This window comes from Caballeronia sp. TF1N1, from assembly GCF_022878925.1.
In the GTDB taxonomy this organism is placed as follows: domain Bacteria; phylum Pseudomonadota; class Gammaproteobacteria; order Burkholderiales; family Burkholderiaceae; genus Caballeronia.
Genome location: NZ_CP084626.1, coordinates 910,181 through 926,804, shown reverse-complemented (window position 1 = coordinate 926,804; position 16,624 = coordinate 910,181). Strand labels below are relative to the sequence as shown.

The window sequence follows — 16,624 nt, the reverse complement described above, 5'->3', positions numbered from 1 at the left end:
CTCACGCGACGTTCTCTTTGTTCGCGATCATCCCGTCGTCTTCGGCCTGCGCATCCTCCGCGCTCTTACTCGTCTCGCGAAGCGCGGCCGTGAGCTCGGCCGGTTTGATCGTATCGAGCACCACGAAGCTGTGTAGCGCCGCCCTGGCGTCGATCTCGAAGCAGCGTTTGCCGGAAATTTTCGCCTTGGCGTCGCGAGCTTCGATCTCGGCAATCTCGGTTGCGAGCGGATGAGCCTGTCTCTTGAGAATGGCGCCGAGGCGCGCGTCGACCATCACCCGGTCCATGCTCCAGTAGGCGCGATTCGAAAGCGCGTTTTCGCCGGCGAGCACGCTATCGGCGACGACTTCGAGACCCATCGCCCTGAGCTTTGCGACATCGGAGCGAAGGCTTTCCGTGTTGACGCGCGCCGTGCCGCGTTCGAGCCGCAGTTCGAGGCGGCTCGCGTCCACGCCGCTCTCTCGCAGCGCCAGCGTCAGCGTCTGCGCAAAGTCGCTGGTCAGGAGCTGCTTCGGATAGACCGGCACGCAAACGGTAATCTCGGGCAAGTCCGTGGCGAGCTTGCAGGCCTCGCGCAAGATCCAGTCGCCGAGAGGAACGACGAGACCGCTTTGTTCGGCGACGCGCAGGTAGGTTTCGGTGCCGAGGCGGCCGAGCGTCGGGTGGTTCCACCACGGCTGAATCTCGACGGCGATTGCGTCGTTTGCAGAAACACGCACGCTGCAGGCAAGATCGAACTCACGCGCCTTGATCGCGATCAGCATGTCGTGCGCCAGATGCCGCTCGGTCTCGGCGGAGGTTTCCGCATCCTCGGCGTAGAAGGTGAAGGTGCCACGCTGCTTGCCCTTGGAACGATAGAGCGCAACGTCGGCGAAGCGGAAAAGCTCGTCTTCCTCCAGCGTGTCTTGCGGCGTCAGCGCGATACCGATCGAAAGACCGACCTCCAGCCACCGCTCGCCATGAGCGATCGGCTGCGACACGGACTCGATGAGGCGCTCCGCGAGTTCGACGATCTGCGGCCGCGTGAGATTCGTGGCCGCGACGACAAACTCGTCTCCTCCGATCCGCGCCACGAGCTGCCCTTCTGTCAACTCGCCCGTCAGACGGGCGGCAACGGTGCGCAGGACGAGATCGCCGACTTCATGGCCGAACGTGTCGTTGATCGGCTTGAAGTGATCGAGATCGAGATAGAAGAGCGCGAGCTCGCTGTCGGTCGCCGAAAGCACCTGACGCATGAACTTGCGCAGGCCGAGCCGGTTCGGAAGGCCCGTCGCCGGATCGTGCTGGACTTCTTTCTGGGCGCGCGAGAGATCGGCGGCGAGCGAGACGTCGGCGGTGATGTCGGCGGCGATCTTGACGATCTTGAAGGGCTTGCCGTTCAGGTCGTAGATCGGATTGTAGGACGCCTGAATCCACACTTCCGCCCCGTTCGCGGCGATGCGTTTGAACTTCGAGGACAGGAACTTGCCCGCGCGCAGATCGCTCCAGAAGCGTGCGTAATCGGCATGCGCGACGGTTTCCTTGTCGACGAACATGCGATGGTGCCGGCCGACGACTTCCGGGAGCGCGTAGCCCATCAGGGTAAGAAAGTTGTCGTTCGCCTCGAGCACATTGCCGTCCATGTCGAACGAGACGACGCTTTGCGACTTGTTGATCGCGGCGATCTGTCCTTCGTAATCACCTTGCCGCAGCTTTTGCCCGGTGACGTCGACGGCGTTCTTGACGACCTTGAAGGTACGCCCGTTCATGTCGAGGATCGGATTATAGGAAGCCTGCAGCCAGATCTCGCGGCCATCGCGGCCGAGCCGCTTGAACTCGCCTGCCTGATACTCGCCCGCGGCGAGCGTCTGCCAGAACTTCCCATAAGCTTCGCTTTCTCGCTCCTCGGCCGAGACGAACATCGAATGATGGCGACCGATGACCTGGGACAGCCGATAGCCCGTCAGGTCCAGGAAGTTGTCGTTGGCGTCGAGGATCGTGCCGTCGACATTGAAGGCGACGACACTCTGCGACTTGTGGATCGCGGCGATCTGGCCTTGGTGGTCCGCCTGGCGAAGCTTTTCACGCGTGACCACCGTCGCGTATTTGACGATCTTGAAGGGCCGCCCGTCCTGGTCGAGCACCGGGCTGTAGATTGCCTGCAGCCAGATTTCGCGCTTGTCGCGGCCGATCCGCCGGAACTCGCCGCTGCGATGACGGCCGGCGGCCAGATCGCTCCAGAAGATCTCGTAGTCGAGACTGTGCGCGTACGCGGGATCGACGAACATGCGGTGATGACGGCCTTCGAGCTCCTCCATCGTGTAGCCGACCGCTTCCAGGAAGTTGCGGTTGGCGTCGAGAATGGTGCCGTCGGGCGAAAAGGTCACCATGCACTGCGACTTGTCGATGGCGGCGATCTGGCCTTCGAAATCGGCGTTCTGCTTCTTCTCCGACGTGACGTCGACCGCATACTTGACGATTTTGAACGGACGTCCTTCGAGGTCGAGGATCGGATTGTAGGTTGCCCGAAGCCAGACGGCCTTTTCGTCCTTGCGGAATCGCCGATATTCGCCGGAAGCGTGCAAACCCTGCCGCAACCGTTCCCAGAAGGCGGCATAGGACGGGTCCCTGGCCTCGTCGGTGGCGACGAACATTCGATGATGTTTGCCGACGAGTTCATCGAGCCGGTAGCCGGTGGCCTCCAGAAACTTCTCGTTGGCATGAAGAATGGTGCCGTCCATCGCGAAATGGATGACGGCCTGCGAAGTGTTGATGGCGGCGATCTGGCCGGCGACGTCGGCGGCCGACATCATGCGGTCAGTGACGTCGCGCACCAGCATGACGGTCTCGCCGACCGCGCCGTCTTCGGTTGCGACCGGTATGCAGGAAACCTCGGTCCAGAAGGACGTGCCATCGCGCTTCAACTGCTGCATCTCGCCGAAGAAGGCTTTGGCGGTTGCGAAGACCGTATCGATCTCGTCCGGCGCGGTGGCGCCTGTCGCGAGCGGCCTGAAGATGCTGCGATTGCGTCCGACGAGCTCCCAGCCCTTGTAGTCGAAGAGCTCCAGGAAGCGCTCGTTGACACGAAGGATGCTGCCGTCGGGCGCGAAGGCGATCCGCCCGAGGCTTCTTTCCAGCGCTTCCTGATCGGCCGGAGTAAAGGAGAATTTCACCGGATTGTTATGCATTGTCACCCGCCAGTAGAAGTTGCGGCGATATGCGCTGATGGCAGGTTGGAACGAAGTTGTCTCATGGATCGAATTCGACGATCACTTAACCTTTTCCCTAAGCGCGAACTTTCTGGATTAACGGCACTGGAAGGAAAAAATTAAACAGGCGATGAAGATCGATTTGATTGAGGCACGCTTAGTCGACGGGCGCATCTCATGGCGGAAGACGCTCAGGGGCAATGTTGGATATGCGTGCTGGCTACAGCGTCGGCTTGAACTCTATCCCAAGCGCTTGCAACGATTCCGGCGTGGTTGCGAACGCGCTTTGGGGTTCGTCGTAGGTGGCGCAGCGTCTCGGCAGACTTGATCGACTCAAGCCGTAGTGGACACCTCAAATGGGTGCGTTAACCAATGACTGACGTCCCGCACACGAGGACTGGGGAATCCATGAGGTGGCCGCGCTTTGCGACAGGATGCAAGACGCCCGAGCCGAGGCGTATCCATTCGACGGGCGCTTGCCGCTCATGAGCGCGCCCTGCCGATTAGCGTTTTTGAGACGGCGATGGGGTTTTCTTAGGTGATGTCGGCACCTAGGATGGTCCCCCCGGCAGGAATCGAACCTGCATCTAGCGCTTAGGAGGCACTCGTTCTATCCATTGAACTACGGGGAGCGCGCCAGCATCGAGGCGCACGGCTCGCCGTTGCGAGACGGCCAAGCGAGCGCAGAGTATAGCAAACGCCACTCGCGCTAATCGGGACGTCGCGCGGAAAATTCATCACGCTGACGCCAACGGCGTACGTTCAGGGTTTATCCCTATCAAGTTGGATCAGAAACGGCCGCCATCGCAATAATGGACCCTATCCCCGATACCAAGCCACAAGGCGCGTTCTCGGCATTGCTGGCAGACCAGGACCTGACTCATCTCGAGCGGGTGTTGCGGCAGTCATTGTCGCGCGACGCGGGCGGGTACGCGCTGCCGCCTTCGTATTGGCGCGAGCGTCTCGCGGCCATCACGCGGCAGGCGCATCTGTCTCACACGCAGTTGCAGACGGTGCATCGGTTGTATTTGTATGTCGACCGGTTCGAAGCCGCCGCGGAGGCACGCGAAGCCAAGCGCCTGGCCGATGCCGCCGATATCGAACCCGGCGCGCCGCTCAGTGCCGATGCCTGAGCCACCACTCCCGCAGCGGATGATGCGCCGCTCGCTCGAGCTCACGTCGCGCCATGCGCTCGCGCCGCGCATCGCGCCAATCGTCGGCCAGCAAGACGATGCTAATGGCGGCAAGCGCCGCAAGGCCCACTAGAAACATCGGTAAGTCGAACATGGCGCCCTCCTTTGAATTGCCGCCATGTCTTCATGATAGGACGCGCAGTCACGCGCGGCCAGCCAATCATCCGCCCGCCGAAGCCCCCTGCCGCGCCCGCTGCTGTTGCGCATGCGCCGCGAGCCGCACGGCCGCATTCGCCGCGCCGTAACCATCGTAACCGCCGCGCCGTTCGATCACTTCCAGGAAGAAGCGCTGATCGAGCTGCTCGGTGTACGCATGAAAAAACTCGCCGCCACGCTCGTCGCGATCGTAAAGAATGTTGTGTTCGTGCATGGCGTCGATCAGTTCGTCGGCCAGGCCGTAGCGCGCAACCAGATCGTCGTAGTAGTTGCGCGGAATGCGCAGGAATTTGACGCCATCGGCTTCGAGTCGAGGAATGGCATCGAAGATATCGGACGTGCTGAACGCCACGTGATTCAAACCCGAACCGCGATAGGTCGTCAGCGACTCCACCACCGCGGTATGCCGGTCCATCGACGCATTCAGCGCAATGCGCACCGACCCGTCGCGGCTGCGTACCGCACGGCTGCGCACGAGACCGTACGGGTCCGGCACGGTCACGCTTGCTTCGACCTCGAAGCCGAACGCGCTGCGGAAAAACAGCACCCAGGTGTCGAGCGCGTCGGCGGGCAGCGACAGACACACGTGGTCGATACGTTCGAGCGGACCCACTTCGTAAGGCCCGTCGATGTCCGTCAAAATGAAATCGGATTCCCACAGCGTGGGACCGTCCGGTTCCTCATCGACGAAATAATCGAGGCTGCCGTCAGGCGACTGCACGCCCGGCACCACGCGCTCGTTCGGTCCGACCTGCCCCGAAAACGGCTTCGACCCATAAGCGGCCGCGCGTTCGAACGCGAGCTTCGCGTCATCGACATGAAATGCGGACGCGCACAGCGACAAGCCGTGCTGCTCGAAGAACGCGCTCGCGAAGGAATCGGCTTCCGCGTTGAGCACGATCGACCCCGCGCCATGCCGGTACAGCGAGACATCCTTCGAGCGATGCTTGCCCGCCAGCCGAAAGCCCAACCTGCCGAGCCAGCCGGCGACATGTTCGCGCGTGGCGGCATCGACGGCGAATTCGAGGAACTGGAAGCCGATATGCGCGGGCGGCGCGGGCGGATCGAAGAGTTCGGCTGGCGCCTGGTCGCCCATCAATGCGCGCGTCTGCTCTTCCAGAAAGCGCAGCGAGCGATGCCCGTCCGCGGCGGTGATGGCCGTGGGCGCGGCGCGAAAACCATCGTTGAAAATTTCGAGCGAGAGCGGGCCGGCATAACCCGCTTCGAACACGCGCGCCGTGAAGCCCGCGACATCGAACGCGCCTTGCCCCGGAAAGCAGCGATAGTGACGGCTCCATTCGAGCACGTCCATGGCGAGCACGGGCGCATCGGCGATTTGCACGAAGGTGATGCGGTCGCCCGGAATCCGCGCGATCTCCTCCACCGAATCGCGGATGGAAAGCGTATGGAAGCTGTCGAGCACGATACCGAGACTTGCGTGATTCACGGCATCGACGAGTTTCCACGCGTGCTTGTACGAGTTGACGTGACGCCCCCACGCAAGCGCTTCGTATCCGACGATCACGCCCGCTTCTTCCGCGAGGCGCGCGAGCTTGCCGAGTTGATCGACGATCAGCGCGTCGTCGCCGATGGTGTCCGGCGACACATTGCTGCACGCCAGCATGCGATCCGCGCCGAGCTCGTGCATCAGCTCGAACTTGCGCTTCGCGCGCTCGGCGTTCTTCGCGAGACGCTCGGCGCTCACGCCCTCGAAGTCGCGAAACGGCTGGAACAGATAGATGGCGAGGCCAAGATCCGCGCACATGCGGCGCACGTCGGCGGGCGTGCCGTCGAAGTACAGCAGATCGTTCTCGAAAATCTCGACGCCATCGAACCCTGCCGCGCGGATTGCCTTCAGCTTCTCGGGCAAGGTGCCGCTGATGGATACCGTCGCAATGGATGTCCGGATTGAACGCAGCATCGCTGCCTCCTCGTTGCATTCAGATGATGCGGGTGGATCGGTGCAGTCCCGTCAGTGTAGGACGTTCGCGGCGCTTGCGGGAAACGGAGCGGCGCGCACGCAATCCACGTCATTGTGCGCAAGCATAACAAACTAACTAGACCGTACAAATACGTGAAAACACCGAAGGACACGGCACCGAGCGCCCGTCACACTGCGCTTACATTATTTGCACTGGAGTATTGCGCATGACCAGCAAAGCGTCTCCCCGTTCCTATCTCGTCGGGCTGATCGGCTCGGGTATCGGCGGCTCGCTCACGCCCGCGATGCACGAGGAAGAAGGCGGCAAGCTCGGGCTCAACTATGTGTATCGACGGATCGACTTGCAGGCGCTCGCGCTCGAACCGTCCGCGCTGCCCGATCTGCTCGATGCCGCCGAACGCATGGGCTTCGACGGGCTCAATATCACGTATCCGTGCAAGCAGAGCGTGATCCCCTTGCTCGACGACCTCGACCCCGACGCCCGCGCGCTCGGCGCGGTCAATACGGTTGTCTTCAGGGATGGCAAGCGGATCGGCTACAACACCGATTGGTCGGGTTTCGCGCGGGCGTTCGAACGCGGTTTGCCGGGTGTGCCGATGGATCGCGTGGTGCAACTCGGCGCGGGCGGCGCGGGCGCGGCGGTGGCCCATGCCGCGCTGACCATGGGTGCGCGATCGCTCACGCTATTCGATTCGGACGACGCTCGCGCGGCCGCGCTCGCAAGCGAACTCGCCGCGCGTTTTCCCGATCGCGAAGTCAAGAGCGGCGGCGATCTACGCGACGTGTTGCAGATGGCGAACGGCCTGATTCATGCGACGCCCACCGGCATGGCGAAACTGCCCGGCCTGCCCTTGCCCGCCGAGTTTCTGCACAAGGACTTGTGGGTGGCGGAAATCGTCTATTTCCCGCTCGAAACGGAGTTGCTGAAAGCAGCCCGCGCGCTCGGCTGCCGCACGGTGAGCGGCGGCGGCATGGCGGTGTGTCAGGCCGTGGATGCGTTGCGCATCTTTACCGGCCTCGAACCGGATGCCGAGCGCATGTTCGCGCATTTCCAGACCTTGCTGGAACGCTGAGCCCTTCGGCGCCCTCGAAACCAAAACGGCGGCACTCGCAGAAGTGCCGCCGTTTTGTCTTGGCTCGTCTTGGCTTCAGTCTTCGCGGCGCACGAAGCGCAGCACCGCTTCGATGATCATCTCGCGATGCCGCGCCCGTGAACGCGGCCCGGATGGATCGCGCCCGAACGCCGCGCCCCATGTATGCCGATTCGCCACGCGATGAAAACAGAACGAACTGATCATCAGATGCAGATCGATCGGGTCGATGTCCTCGCGAAAACGCCCCGCCGCGACACCGCGCGCAATCAGGTCTTCGATGGTCTTGATGACGGTCGAGTTACGCGCCTTGAAGGTCTTCGACTGCTCGATGTACTTCGCGCCATGCACGTTCTCGATAGTCACGAGACGCACGAAATCGCGATGCTTGTCGTGATAGTCGAACGTGAAGCCGATGAACTCGCGCATGGCCTCTTCCGGGTCCAGCTCTTCCAGCCTGAGCTCTTGTTCGAGCGCGCGGATGTCGCCATACACCTGCTCCAGCACGGCTTCATAGAGACCGTCCTTGCTGCCGAAGTAGTAATACAGCATGCGCTTCGTGGTGTTGGTGCGCTCCGCGATTGCGTCGACGCGCGCGCCGGTCAGACCCATTGCCGAGAATTCCTGCGTCGCGATGTCAAGGATGTTCCGCTTGGTCTCCTCAGGATCGTACTTGCGCCGCCCTTCCGAGGACGACGAGGGCGCAGCACTGGCGGCCTTGCTTCCTTTCTTCATTTTTCTGTCTGAGAACGGCATCGAAAATCGATTCTAGCATGGGGTTTCCAAGCGTCTTATGCGCTTCATCCCTATGCGCGGCATTTGTTTTCAAAGGCTTAACCTATAATTTTTCGGTCCCCGATGCGTGGTCCGCATCAATCAAACGAGAATCGAATGAAGCACCTTCAGGTACTTGCCGCATCCTTGCTGGGTCTTGGCGCCCTGCACGCGGCGGCGCAGACGCAACTGCCTCCCGGTCATCCCGCCACGCCGCAACTGCTGGCCGCCGAAGGCGTGATGACGAGCGCGAACATCGCGCGCGGCGCAGCCGACGTGTGTCATATCGACGCTGCCAAGGTGGCGCGTTTCAAGGACATGGCACGCAAGAACTTCCCCGATGCGCCCGATTTCGACGCCGAGTGGAAGCTCGGGCTCGCGCAGGCGCAACCGACGGTGGATCGCATCAACAAGCTGCAGACGAGCAATCCGGCGCAATACCAAAAGCAGATCGACGAAGCCTGCCCGGCGCTGAACAAGGGTATCGATGAAGCGACGGCACAGGCTCAATAAGCCGTCGTCCGAAGCGCCCTATTTGCGTTGCGCGTTGGCGTAGTGCAGGCGCTTCTCGACATACATCGCGGCATCGGCGCGTTGCAGCATCGGCTCGATGCGCTCGCCTTCGTGCGCGGTCGCGGCGCCCATCGCGAAACTGAGCGGCATGCCCGAGTAGAACTGATTGTTCACTTCGAGCAACTGGCGAATGCCGTCCATCAGCGCCTCGCCGCCGCGTTCGTCCGTGCCGGGCAGCAGCACCATGAATTCGTCGCCGCCTATCCGCGCCGCCTGGAACGGCTTCTCCACCGCCTTCGAGAGCACTTCGCCCGCGCGGCGCAGCAAGGCGTCGCCGGCCGCGTGGCCGAGCTGATCGTTGACGGTCTTGAGGCCATTCACATCGACCGCGATGGCCGTCACGGGGAACGGACCCTTGCGCTCCAGCCGATTGATTTCATCCGCATAGAACGAGCGATTCTTGAGCTTGGTGAGCACGTCGTGCTTGCCGAGAAACTCCAGATACGCCTCGGCCTTCTTGCGCGCGGTGATGTCCGTGAGCGCGACGAGCACGAGATCCCAGCGCTTCTCGTGCCCCGGAAACACCGAAAATTGCAGGTGCACGTGCACCTCGTTGCCATCGAGCGAATAGTTCAGCACCTCGCGCTGATGAAAGAGCTTGTGCTCCCATAGCTCGATCAACTGCTCCTGGAAGTGCTGCTGCATGTCGTCGCGAAACACTTCCGGCAGACGCGCGAGCAAGGTCGCCTTGTCGGGCGCGGCGAACATGCGCAAGGTGTGCTGATTCACGTCTAGGACGTGAATCTCCTGCATGCATCGTTCGACGAATTCGGGGTGCACGCTCGTAAAGGTACGGAAGTCGACGATACCCCGTTCGCGTACATCGTCGAGCAAGTCTTTCACGGAACTGAAGTCTTCCACCCACAGCGAAACCGGCGAGTGCTCGAAAAGGCCGCGCGCATAAAGGCTGCTCGCCGCGGTCTGGCGGCGCATGGTTTCGAGTTCCGTGATGTCCTCGATGGTGACGAGCACACGGCTCCACGTATTCTCGTGCCCCGGCAAGATCGCGGCCTTGAGAAGCACGTCGAGACGCTTGCCGTCGAGCGTGTAGTTGACCGTCCGGCTTACGAAACGCGGTTCGCCGGACCAGAGTTGCTCCAGTTCGTCGATGTGCGTGGTCAGCATGTCGTCGCGAAACACGCGTTCGAGGTTTTGCACGAGATGATCGAGGTCTTTCGCGCCGAACAAGCCGAGCGTGCGCCGATTCACCTTCACCACCCGAATGCGAGAAGAGCATTCGACGATGCGCGCGGGGTCTTCTTCGAGGAACGCGCGCAAGTCGGTGACACCCGCCGCGCGCCAGCGCTCGAACTGCTCGCGCACGGCGCTAAAGTCTTCGAGCCAGAGCGAGACCGGAGCGAGGTCGAACATGTCGGCATCGTCTTCCGGCACGCTCGCGGGGGTGAACTGTCCAGTGATTGGGCGCGGATCGTTTGGCATAAAAATCCCTTCGGCTCGCGTCGGAGCGCTATTCATCGCACGATTTGTCTCAATATTGTAGCGCGCCGCTTTTACGTCCCATCCGCTGATAAGCGAGCGGATTCCGGGCGATTTTCCCGAATCGGGAGCGACGCCCGGCTCAATTGAGGGGCGGATGCTACACTCGATCGAATAACGCGCCGCAAGTTCAACTCCCGATCGTAGGCATGCTTGCTGCAATCGGTTTTTGCGTGCTGCCGTATTCAAGCGTGCATCGACACACGTCCGCGGACCCTTTCAGTCCGCCAACTCCCAACACGCGACAAGGAGGCATGACTCTCATGGCTGATTTCCGCATCTGGTCCGACGAATTTCCCGCCAATGGTTACTTGACGCGCGAGCACGAGTTCGATCAGCAGGCTTTCGGCGTCTCGGGCGACAACCTTTCCCCGGCGCTGCAATGGGAAGACCCGCCGGCTGACACGCGAAGCCTCGCGCTTACCGTCTACGATCCCGACGCGCCCACCGGCAGCGGCTTTTGGCACTGGGTCGTGGTCAACATTCCCGCCGATGTCCGCTCGATGCCGCGTAACGCGGGCAAGGCGGATGGCAGCCTCTTGCCGGCGGGCGCGCTGCAAATGCGCAACGACTACGGCACGGTTGGCTTCGGTGGCGCCGCGCCGCCGCGTGGCGACAAGCCGCATCGCTACATCTTCCGTATTCACGCGCTGAAGGCGGATCAACTGCCGCTCGACGCCAACGCGACCAATGCCGTTGCGCGCTTCATGACTCATCTCAACGAGATCGACTCGGCGACGTACACCGGTCTCTATCAGCTGAAATAAGCACCACGCTTCTTCTCCGGACGATGCACGCATCGTCCGGCCGTTGAGCGCGCCGCTCCTACCTCTCGCCTACCGATGGATTCCGAACAAGGTCTTCCCCTGCCGCAGCGTTATTGGGCCATCGCGGTGGTCGCGCTCGGCATTACGCTCGCGGTACTCGACGGCGCCATCGCCAACGTCGCGTTGCCGACCATCGCGCGCAATCTGCTGGCCTCGCCCGCGGATTCCATCTGGATCGTCAACGCGTATCAGCTCACCATCACCATCTCGCTTTTGCCGCTGGCTTCGCTCGGCGACCGTATCGGCTACCGTCGCGTATATATGGCCGGCCTCGCGGTCTTCACTGTCTCGTCACTGGCCTGCGCGATGTCCGGTTCGCTGCTCACGTTGACGCTAGCGCGCATCGTGCAGGGATTCGGCGCGGCGGGAATCATGAGCGTGAACACCGCGATCGTGCGCATGATCTATCCGCAAAAGCATCTGGGGCGCGGCATCAGCATCAATGCAACCGTGGTGGCGATTTCATCGGTGATCGGTCCGACGGTCGCCTCGGGCGTGCTCTCGGTCGCAACCTGGCCGTGGCTCTTTGCCATCAACGTGCCGATAGGACTCGTAGCGCTTGCCATCGGCACGAAGGCGCTGCCGCGCATGGACGGGCATCGCCGGCCTTACGACTACATCAGCGCGCTGATGAACGCGCTTTTCTTCGGGCTGGCCATCGTCGCGGTCGACGGGCTCGGGCACGGCGAGCATCGGCCGTATGTGATCGGCGAGTTCATCGTGACGGCGGTCATCGGCTACTTTTTCGTGCGCCGGCAATTGCGTCAAAGCGCGCCGCTTTTGCCCGTCGATCTGTTGCGCATTCCGGTGTTCGCGCTATCGATTGGCGCGTCGGTGTGCTCGTTCTGCGCGCAGATGCTGGCGTTCGTGTCGCTGCCTTTTCTGCTGCAGAACGGCTTCGGCATGAGTCAGGTCGAAACTGGCTTCCTGATGACGCCGTGGCCGCTCGTGATCGTGTTCGTCGCGCCGCTCGCGGGCGTGCTCGCGGATCGTTATCCCGCTGGTCTGCTGGGCGGCATCGGGCTGGCGGTTCTGACCGTGGGTCTTGCGCTGCTCGCCACGACAGGCCCGCATCCGAATGCGTTCGATATCGGCTGGCGCATGGCTGTCTGTGGGCTTGGCTTCGGGCTGTTCCAGTCTCCGAACAACCGACAAATCATTTCTTCCGCGCCACGGCATCGCAGCGGCGGCGCGAGCGGCATGCTTGGCACGGCGCGGCTGACGGGGCAGACACTCGGCGCGGCTATCGTCGCGTTGATCTTTGGCGTCGAGCCGCAGCACGGGCCGCTGATCGCGCTTGCCGTAGGTGCTGGTTTCGCGGCGACGGCGGCTTTGGTTAGTCTTTTGCGGCTGACGGGGAAGCGTAGCGTCGAGACCGTTTGACGGTTCGGCTTTAGCCACGATTTGGCCGGTCACCGACGCGCCCCATCCCCCACTTGGGCACACCCCTTGCTCCTTTTCGAATCAGGTATCCGCCTCTTGCGGTGCATCAAAATTCGAGCAATGAAGGAGTGAAGCAATGGCAATTTCCCTCGACGGTTACAGGGTCGCGATTCTTGCATTGGACGGCTTCGAGCAAGCCGAACTAATCGAGCCGCAGCGCGCGCTCAAGGAAGCCGGCGCGCAGGTCGATGTCATTTCTAAAAAGCCCGGACAGATCCAGGGCTTCAAACACGTCGACAAAGCCGACAAGGTCGATGTGGACCAGACCTTCGACGCTGCCAACGCATCCGATTACGACGCCGTCGTGCTGCCGGGCGGCGTGGTCAACGGCGACGCCATCCGCCTGGACGCCAAGGCGCAAAGCTTCGTGAAGGAAGCGGATCAGGCGAAGAAGCCCATCGCCGTGATCTGCCATGGCGGCTGGCTGCCGATCTCGGCGGGCATCATTGCAGGCCGCACGATGACGAGTTGGCCGAGCCTGCAGGACGACATTCGCAACGCGGGCGGCACTTGGGTCGATCAGGAAGTACAGATCGACGGCAATCTCATCACGAGCCGCAAGCCCGACGACATTCCCGCTTTCAACAAGGCACTGATCGACGCGCTCGGCAAGACGCGCGCCGCCTGAAACAAGAAGCGACGGGGCCACCGTATTCAACAAGAATCAACGACCAAAACGGAGTCGAGCCGATGATGCCGCGATCGTTGTTCGCAGGCTGCGCAAGTGCGATAACGCTGGCCGTTGCCTGCGCTGCTCACGCGCAGACCGTCGACGCCGCAAGCGCCAAGCTGTCGAGCGTCGACCAGCAGTTCGTGCAAGACGCCGGCACCGCGGGCGCGACCGAAATCGCGGCCAGCAAGCTCGCGCTCACGCATGCAAGCGGCAAGCAGGTAAAGGACTTTGCACAGCGAATGATCGCGGATCATACGAAGCTCGCGCACAGCCTGGATGGAATCGCAAAACACCACGGCATGAGCGAGCCACCGAGCGCGGATTCGTCGGTGATCGGCAGCCTGCAAAATCTTCAGGGCGATGCATTCGACGATGCCTATATCCAAAAGGTAGCCGTCGATGGGCATCGCAAGGCCATGGAGTTGTTCAAGCAAGAAAGCGAGCAAGGCAATGACGCCGCGTTGAAGGCAGTCGCAGCGAAGGCGTTGCCCGTTATCGGCCATCACTACGCCATGGCGCAACAACTGGCGAAGGCAAAGGCGGCGTCATGAGCGTCTTTCAATTCATGGAAGTCATCGATGTATCCGACAGCCCTGCAACACGGCTGACCCGCGCCGTAGCGGACGCGCATGCAAGACATCGTCCGGCCTATGAGGATTCGACCATGCATATCACCTTTGCAGACGAAAAACCCGTGTTCGATGGCGACGACCTCGCCCTTCACTTCACCGCGCTCGTCGATTCCGAACCCGTCGTGTGCTCGATCAGCGCCGAAGCGCTGGAAGATCATTTCGGCGCTCCATCCGCGCGCGAGGACGATCTGCTTCCCGCATTCGAGCGCGGCGAGGCGCGCATTCGCGCGGTATGCGCCGAAGTGCTCGATGACAACGGCGGCGTGCCCGTCGTGCTGCGTAGCGGCTTGTTCCGCGTCGCGGGACTCGAACCGGATTGAGCAGGACTTACATCGTTAATCCTTTGTCCCGCGAGCGCACGCGCCCGGGCCGAACTACGCAACACTGAAAAGAAGGAGGGAATATGTCCCTGATCATCGCGGGTCGCTTCCAGACTTTTCCCGCGGCCGAAGCCGCGGCACAGCGCCTCTTCGAACGCGGCTTCATCGAAGAAGACGTCACCCTGTTCTTCGTGAATCCGGGCGGTCAACATGCGCGGCATCCGCTGGGTGGCGATGTCGGCACCGACGTCGGCGCGCGCTCCTCGCCCAAGGGCGCGGGTAAGGGCGTGACCATCGGTGCGGTCGTGGGCGCTATCGTCGGCGCGGCGCTCTTCGCCATCTTCAAGGCGCCGCTGATCGTCTCGGCCATTGCAGCGGGTGTCGGCGCTTACGTTGGCTCGCTGGCGGGCGCGATGTCGCATACCAAGACCAAGGAATCGGCTCACACCGAAGCGGCGCCGCGTCATGCGGGCGTGCTGGTCGCGGTGCATGTGTCGCCGGAGAATTCGAACGATGCCGCCACCATCTTGCGCGATGCAGGCGGCGTCGATGTCGAACGCGCGTCGGGCCGCTGGCAGCAAGGCAAGTGGAGCGACTTCGATCCGTCCAAGCCGCCGAAGCCGGTGGAAAAGTTTGCGGAACATCGTGCCTGAAGCGAATGACCGCGGAAAGCGGTCTGCCGGGCACGCCGCGTGCGTCTACTCGTACCAGAGCCAACGTGCCGGATGTTGCACGATGGCAAGATCCAAACTAATAGGAGGTGTCATATGAGCACGAACGTCGTATCGGTACTCAACGATCTCATCGAAACGTCGAAGGACGGCGAAAAGGGTTTCCTCAAGGCCGCCGAAGAGACGCGTGACGCAAGCCTCAAGCTGCTATTCCAGGACCGCGCGCAAGCCTGCACGACCGGCGCACGCGAGTTGCAGGAAATCGTTCAGCGTCTGGGCGGCACGCCGGAAACGGGCGGCTCGGTTGCAGGCGCGCTGCATCGCGGCTGGGTCGATGTCAAATCGGCCGTCACCGGTCACGGCGATCACGCGATTCTCGCCGAATGCGAGCGCGGTGAAGATTCCGCCAAGAAAAACTATCGCGAAGCACTCGACAAGGATCTGCCCGCCGATGTGCGTGCCGTGGTCGAACGCCAGTATCAGGGCGTGCTCGAGAACCACGACCGTATCCGCGATCTGCGCGATCAGCACGCCGCAGCGAAGTCCTGATTCGGTTTAGCGTCGAAGCCGCGAGGTTGGCGGCTCGTGATGCGACAGTCGCCGCGCCACGTGCGCGGCGATTTTTTATTGCAGCGCGCGCGCGTGGAAACGAAAGCTCAAAGAGAAACGGCCGCTTGCGCGGCCGTTTCAGTTAAGCAGCAGGCAACGACGAAGGCTTACTGCGGCTGACCCTTGTCGTTCGTCCCGAGCGCGGAAGCCGCAGCGGCCGCCGATGCGCCCTTCAGCTTGTGCGCCTTGTCTTGCTGATGCAGATACGTGCCTTTCTGCTTCTTCGCCGGAGCGGCAGCGGCGTCGGAAGCCGCTTGCGCGAATGCCGTCGTCGAGAATGCGAGTGCCAGCGCGCCAATCAAGGCCATCTTTTTCGTCTTCATAAGAGCTCCATTTGCCGTGGCCCTTGGATGCATCGCGAAGGAAGCATTCGCAGGCCGGCTTTGCGTAACGTCCTCGAACGGACGTACTTCGTTTTTAAGGTAGCAAAGATGCTGCGAGGGTATTGCGTGTCATGCCTGTCTGCGACTTTCGCATGGCCGCGCGCACGTTCTCCACGCTGCTCATGCAAGAACCCGCGCTAGAAGCCTGGCTTCATCGTTCAAGAGAGCGATTCGCCAAACTTCCGCGCGGGTTCCGGTACTGCGACTGCTACACCGCGACCCGCCGTGGCGAGCCGGGCATATGCACTATGCCATTAGTTGGCAGCGATTTTAAGATGGTTTTTCACGGAAGCAACACCGGAAACCTGCTTAACGGTTTCTTCGGCGGCGGTCTTGTCTTCCGCCGACGGCACCGTGCCGGTCAGCGAGACGACGCCGGCGCGCGTCTTGACGTGGATATGCGTCGACTTGACGTTCTTCGCTTGCAGCAGTTCGGCCTTGACCTTGGTCGTCACTGCGCTGTCATCGACCTTTTGGCCAACGGACGTGTCCGTCGAACCCGAGTTCGTCGTCGTGGTCTGCGCGTTCACGTTCAGCGCGAACACGACACATGCGATACCGCCAGCAGCTTTGAGGAATTGAGTCGTCTTCATGGCAATACTCCATTTTTTCGATTTTCGATACTGCGCGTCCGCGGCTTTGAGCCTGTTTGC

The 16,624-nt window shown here is 62.0% G+C and carries 17 protein-coding genes and 1 tRNA gene; 10 read left to right on the top strand and 8 right to left on the bottom strand.

Annotated elements, in window-relative coordinates:
• Position 1 precedes the first annotated feature (1 nt).
• Positions 2-3,166 (bottom strand): PAS domain S-box protein, encoded by a 3,165-nt coding sequence (locus LDZ28_RS04280; RefSeq protein WP_244827474.1) that lies wholly within the window; start codon positions 3,164-3,166, stop codon positions 2-4.
• Between the two features lie 578 nt (positions 3,167-3,744).
• A tRNA-Arg gene (locus tag LDZ28_RS04275) sits at positions 3,745-3,819 on the bottom strand.
• Between the two features lie 180 nt (positions 3,820-3,999).
• On the opposite strand from LDZ28_RS04275, the gene LDZ28_RS04270 reads away from it, so the two are divergent.
• Positions 4,000-4,320, top strand: a complete 321-nt coding sequence (locus LDZ28_RS04270; RefSeq protein WP_244827473.1) for a hypothetical protein — start codon at positions 4,000-4,002, stop codon at positions 4,318-4,320.
• Here the strand turns inward: LDZ28_RS04270 and LDZ28_RS04265 are convergent.
• Both LDZ28_RS04265 and LDZ28_RS04260 read right to left on the bottom strand, forming a co-directional pair.
• On the bottom strand, positions 4,304-4,474 hold the full coding sequence (locus tag LDZ28_RS04265) for a hypothetical protein (RefSeq protein WP_244827472.1): 171 nt from the start codon (positions 4,472-4,474) through the stop codon (positions 4,304-4,306). The genes LDZ28_RS04270 and LDZ28_RS04265 overlap by 17 nt on opposite strands.
• Positions 4,475-4,540: 66 nt before the next feature.
• Positions 4,541-6,445 (bottom strand): bifunctional sugar phosphate isomerase/epimerase/4-hydroxyphenylpyruvate dioxygenase family protein, encoded by a 1,905-nt coding sequence (locus tag LDZ28_RS04260; protein WP_244827995.1) that lies wholly within the window; start codon positions 6,443-6,445, stop codon positions 4,541-4,543.
• Positions 6,446-6,684: 239 nt separating this feature from the next.
• Here LDZ28_RS04260 and LDZ28_RS04255 point away from each other — a divergent pair, with 239 nt between their 5' ends.
• The gene (locus LDZ28_RS04255; protein ID WP_244827471.1) at positions 6,685-7,551 is read left to right on the top strand and encodes a shikimate dehydrogenase; all 867 of its coding nucleotides are present in this window, start codon (positions 6,685-6,687) and stop codon (positions 7,549-7,551) included.
• Positions 7,552-7,626: 75 nt separating this feature from the next.
• On the opposite strand, the gene LDZ28_RS04250 is transcribed toward LDZ28_RS04255, so the two are convergent.
• Entirely contained in the window at positions 7,627-8,304 is a 678-nt protein-coding gene (locus LDZ28_RS04250; protein WP_244827470.1) for a TetR family transcriptional regulator, read from the bottom strand.
• Positions 8,305-8,460: 156 nt separating this feature from the next.
• Between LDZ28_RS04250 and LDZ28_RS04245 the strand changes: the two genes are divergently transcribed.
• Positions 8,461-8,856 (top strand): hypothetical protein, encoded by a 396-nt coding sequence (locus LDZ28_RS04245; RefSeq protein ID WP_244827469.1) that lies wholly within the window; start codon positions 8,461-8,463, stop codon positions 8,854-8,856.
• 18 nt (positions 8,857-8,874) lie between these two features.
• Here the strand turns inward: LDZ28_RS04245 and LDZ28_RS04240 are convergent, their stop codons facing one another.
• Complete coding sequence (locus tag LDZ28_RS04240) at positions 8,875-10,356, bottom strand: sensor domain-containing diguanylate cyclase (RefSeq protein ID WP_244827468.1); 1,482 nt, start codon at positions 10,354-10,356, stop codon at positions 8,875-8,877.
• Positions 10,357-10,676: 320 nt separating this feature from the next.
• Here LDZ28_RS04240 and LDZ28_RS04235 point away from each other — a divergent pair, with 320 nt between their 5' ends.
• From LDZ28_RS04235 to LDZ28_RS04205, 7 genes are all read left to right on the top strand, one after another.
• On the top strand, positions 10,677-11,180 hold the full coding sequence (locus LDZ28_RS04235; protein WP_244827467.1) for a YbhB/YbcL family Raf kinase inhibitor-like protein: 504 nt from the start codon (positions 10,677-10,679) through the stop codon (positions 11,178-11,180).
• A gap of 75 nt (positions 11,181-11,255) precedes the next feature.
• Positions 11,256-12,623, top strand: a complete 1,368-nt coding sequence (locus tag LDZ28_RS04230) for an MFS transporter (protein WP_244827466.1) — start codon at positions 11,256-11,258, stop codon at positions 12,621-12,623.
• A gap of 136 nt (positions 12,624-12,759) precedes the next feature.
• Positions 12,760-13,311: a type 1 glutamine amidotransferase domain-containing protein gene (locus LDZ28_RS04225; RefSeq protein ID WP_244827465.1), complete on the top strand. Its 552-nt coding sequence runs from the start codon at positions 12,760-12,762 to the stop codon at positions 13,309-13,311.
• A gap of 62 nt (positions 13,312-13,373) precedes the next feature.
• The gene (locus LDZ28_RS04220; RefSeq protein WP_244827464.1) at positions 13,374-13,907 is read left to right on the top strand and encodes a DUF4142 domain-containing protein; all 534 of its coding nucleotides are present in this window, start codon (positions 13,374-13,376) and stop codon (positions 13,905-13,907) included.
• Between the two features lie 113 nt (positions 13,908-14,020).
• Positions 14,021-14,308, top strand: a complete 288-nt coding sequence (locus LDZ28_RS04215) for a DUF1488 domain-containing protein (RefSeq protein WP_244827994.1) — start codon at positions 14,021-14,023, stop codon at positions 14,306-14,308.
• Between the two features lie 83 nt (positions 14,309-14,391).
• Entirely contained in the window at positions 14,392-14,961 is a 570-nt protein-coding gene (locus LDZ28_RS04210) for a hypothetical protein (protein ID WP_244827463.1), read from the top strand.
• A 114-nt stretch (positions 14,962-15,075) separates the two neighbouring features.
• Positions 15,076-15,528: a PA2169 family four-helix-bundle protein gene (locus LDZ28_RS04205; protein WP_244827462.1), complete on the top strand. Its 453-nt coding sequence runs from the start codon at positions 15,076-15,078 to the stop codon at positions 15,526-15,528.
• Positions 15,529-15,695: 167 nt separating this feature from the next.
• On the opposite strand, the gene LDZ28_RS04200 is transcribed toward LDZ28_RS04205, so the two are convergent.
• Positions 15,696-15,911, bottom strand: coding sequence for a hypothetical protein (locus LDZ28_RS04200; RefSeq protein WP_244827461.1), 216 nt, complete (start codon positions 15,909-15,911; stop codon positions 15,696-15,698).
• Between the two features lie 314 nt (positions 15,912-16,225).
• Positions 16,226-16,564, bottom strand: coding sequence for a BON domain-containing protein (locus tag LDZ28_RS04195; RefSeq protein WP_244827460.1), 339 nt, complete (start codon positions 16,562-16,564; stop codon positions 16,226-16,228).
• Between the last annotated feature and the right edge of the window lie 60 nt (positions 16,565-16,624).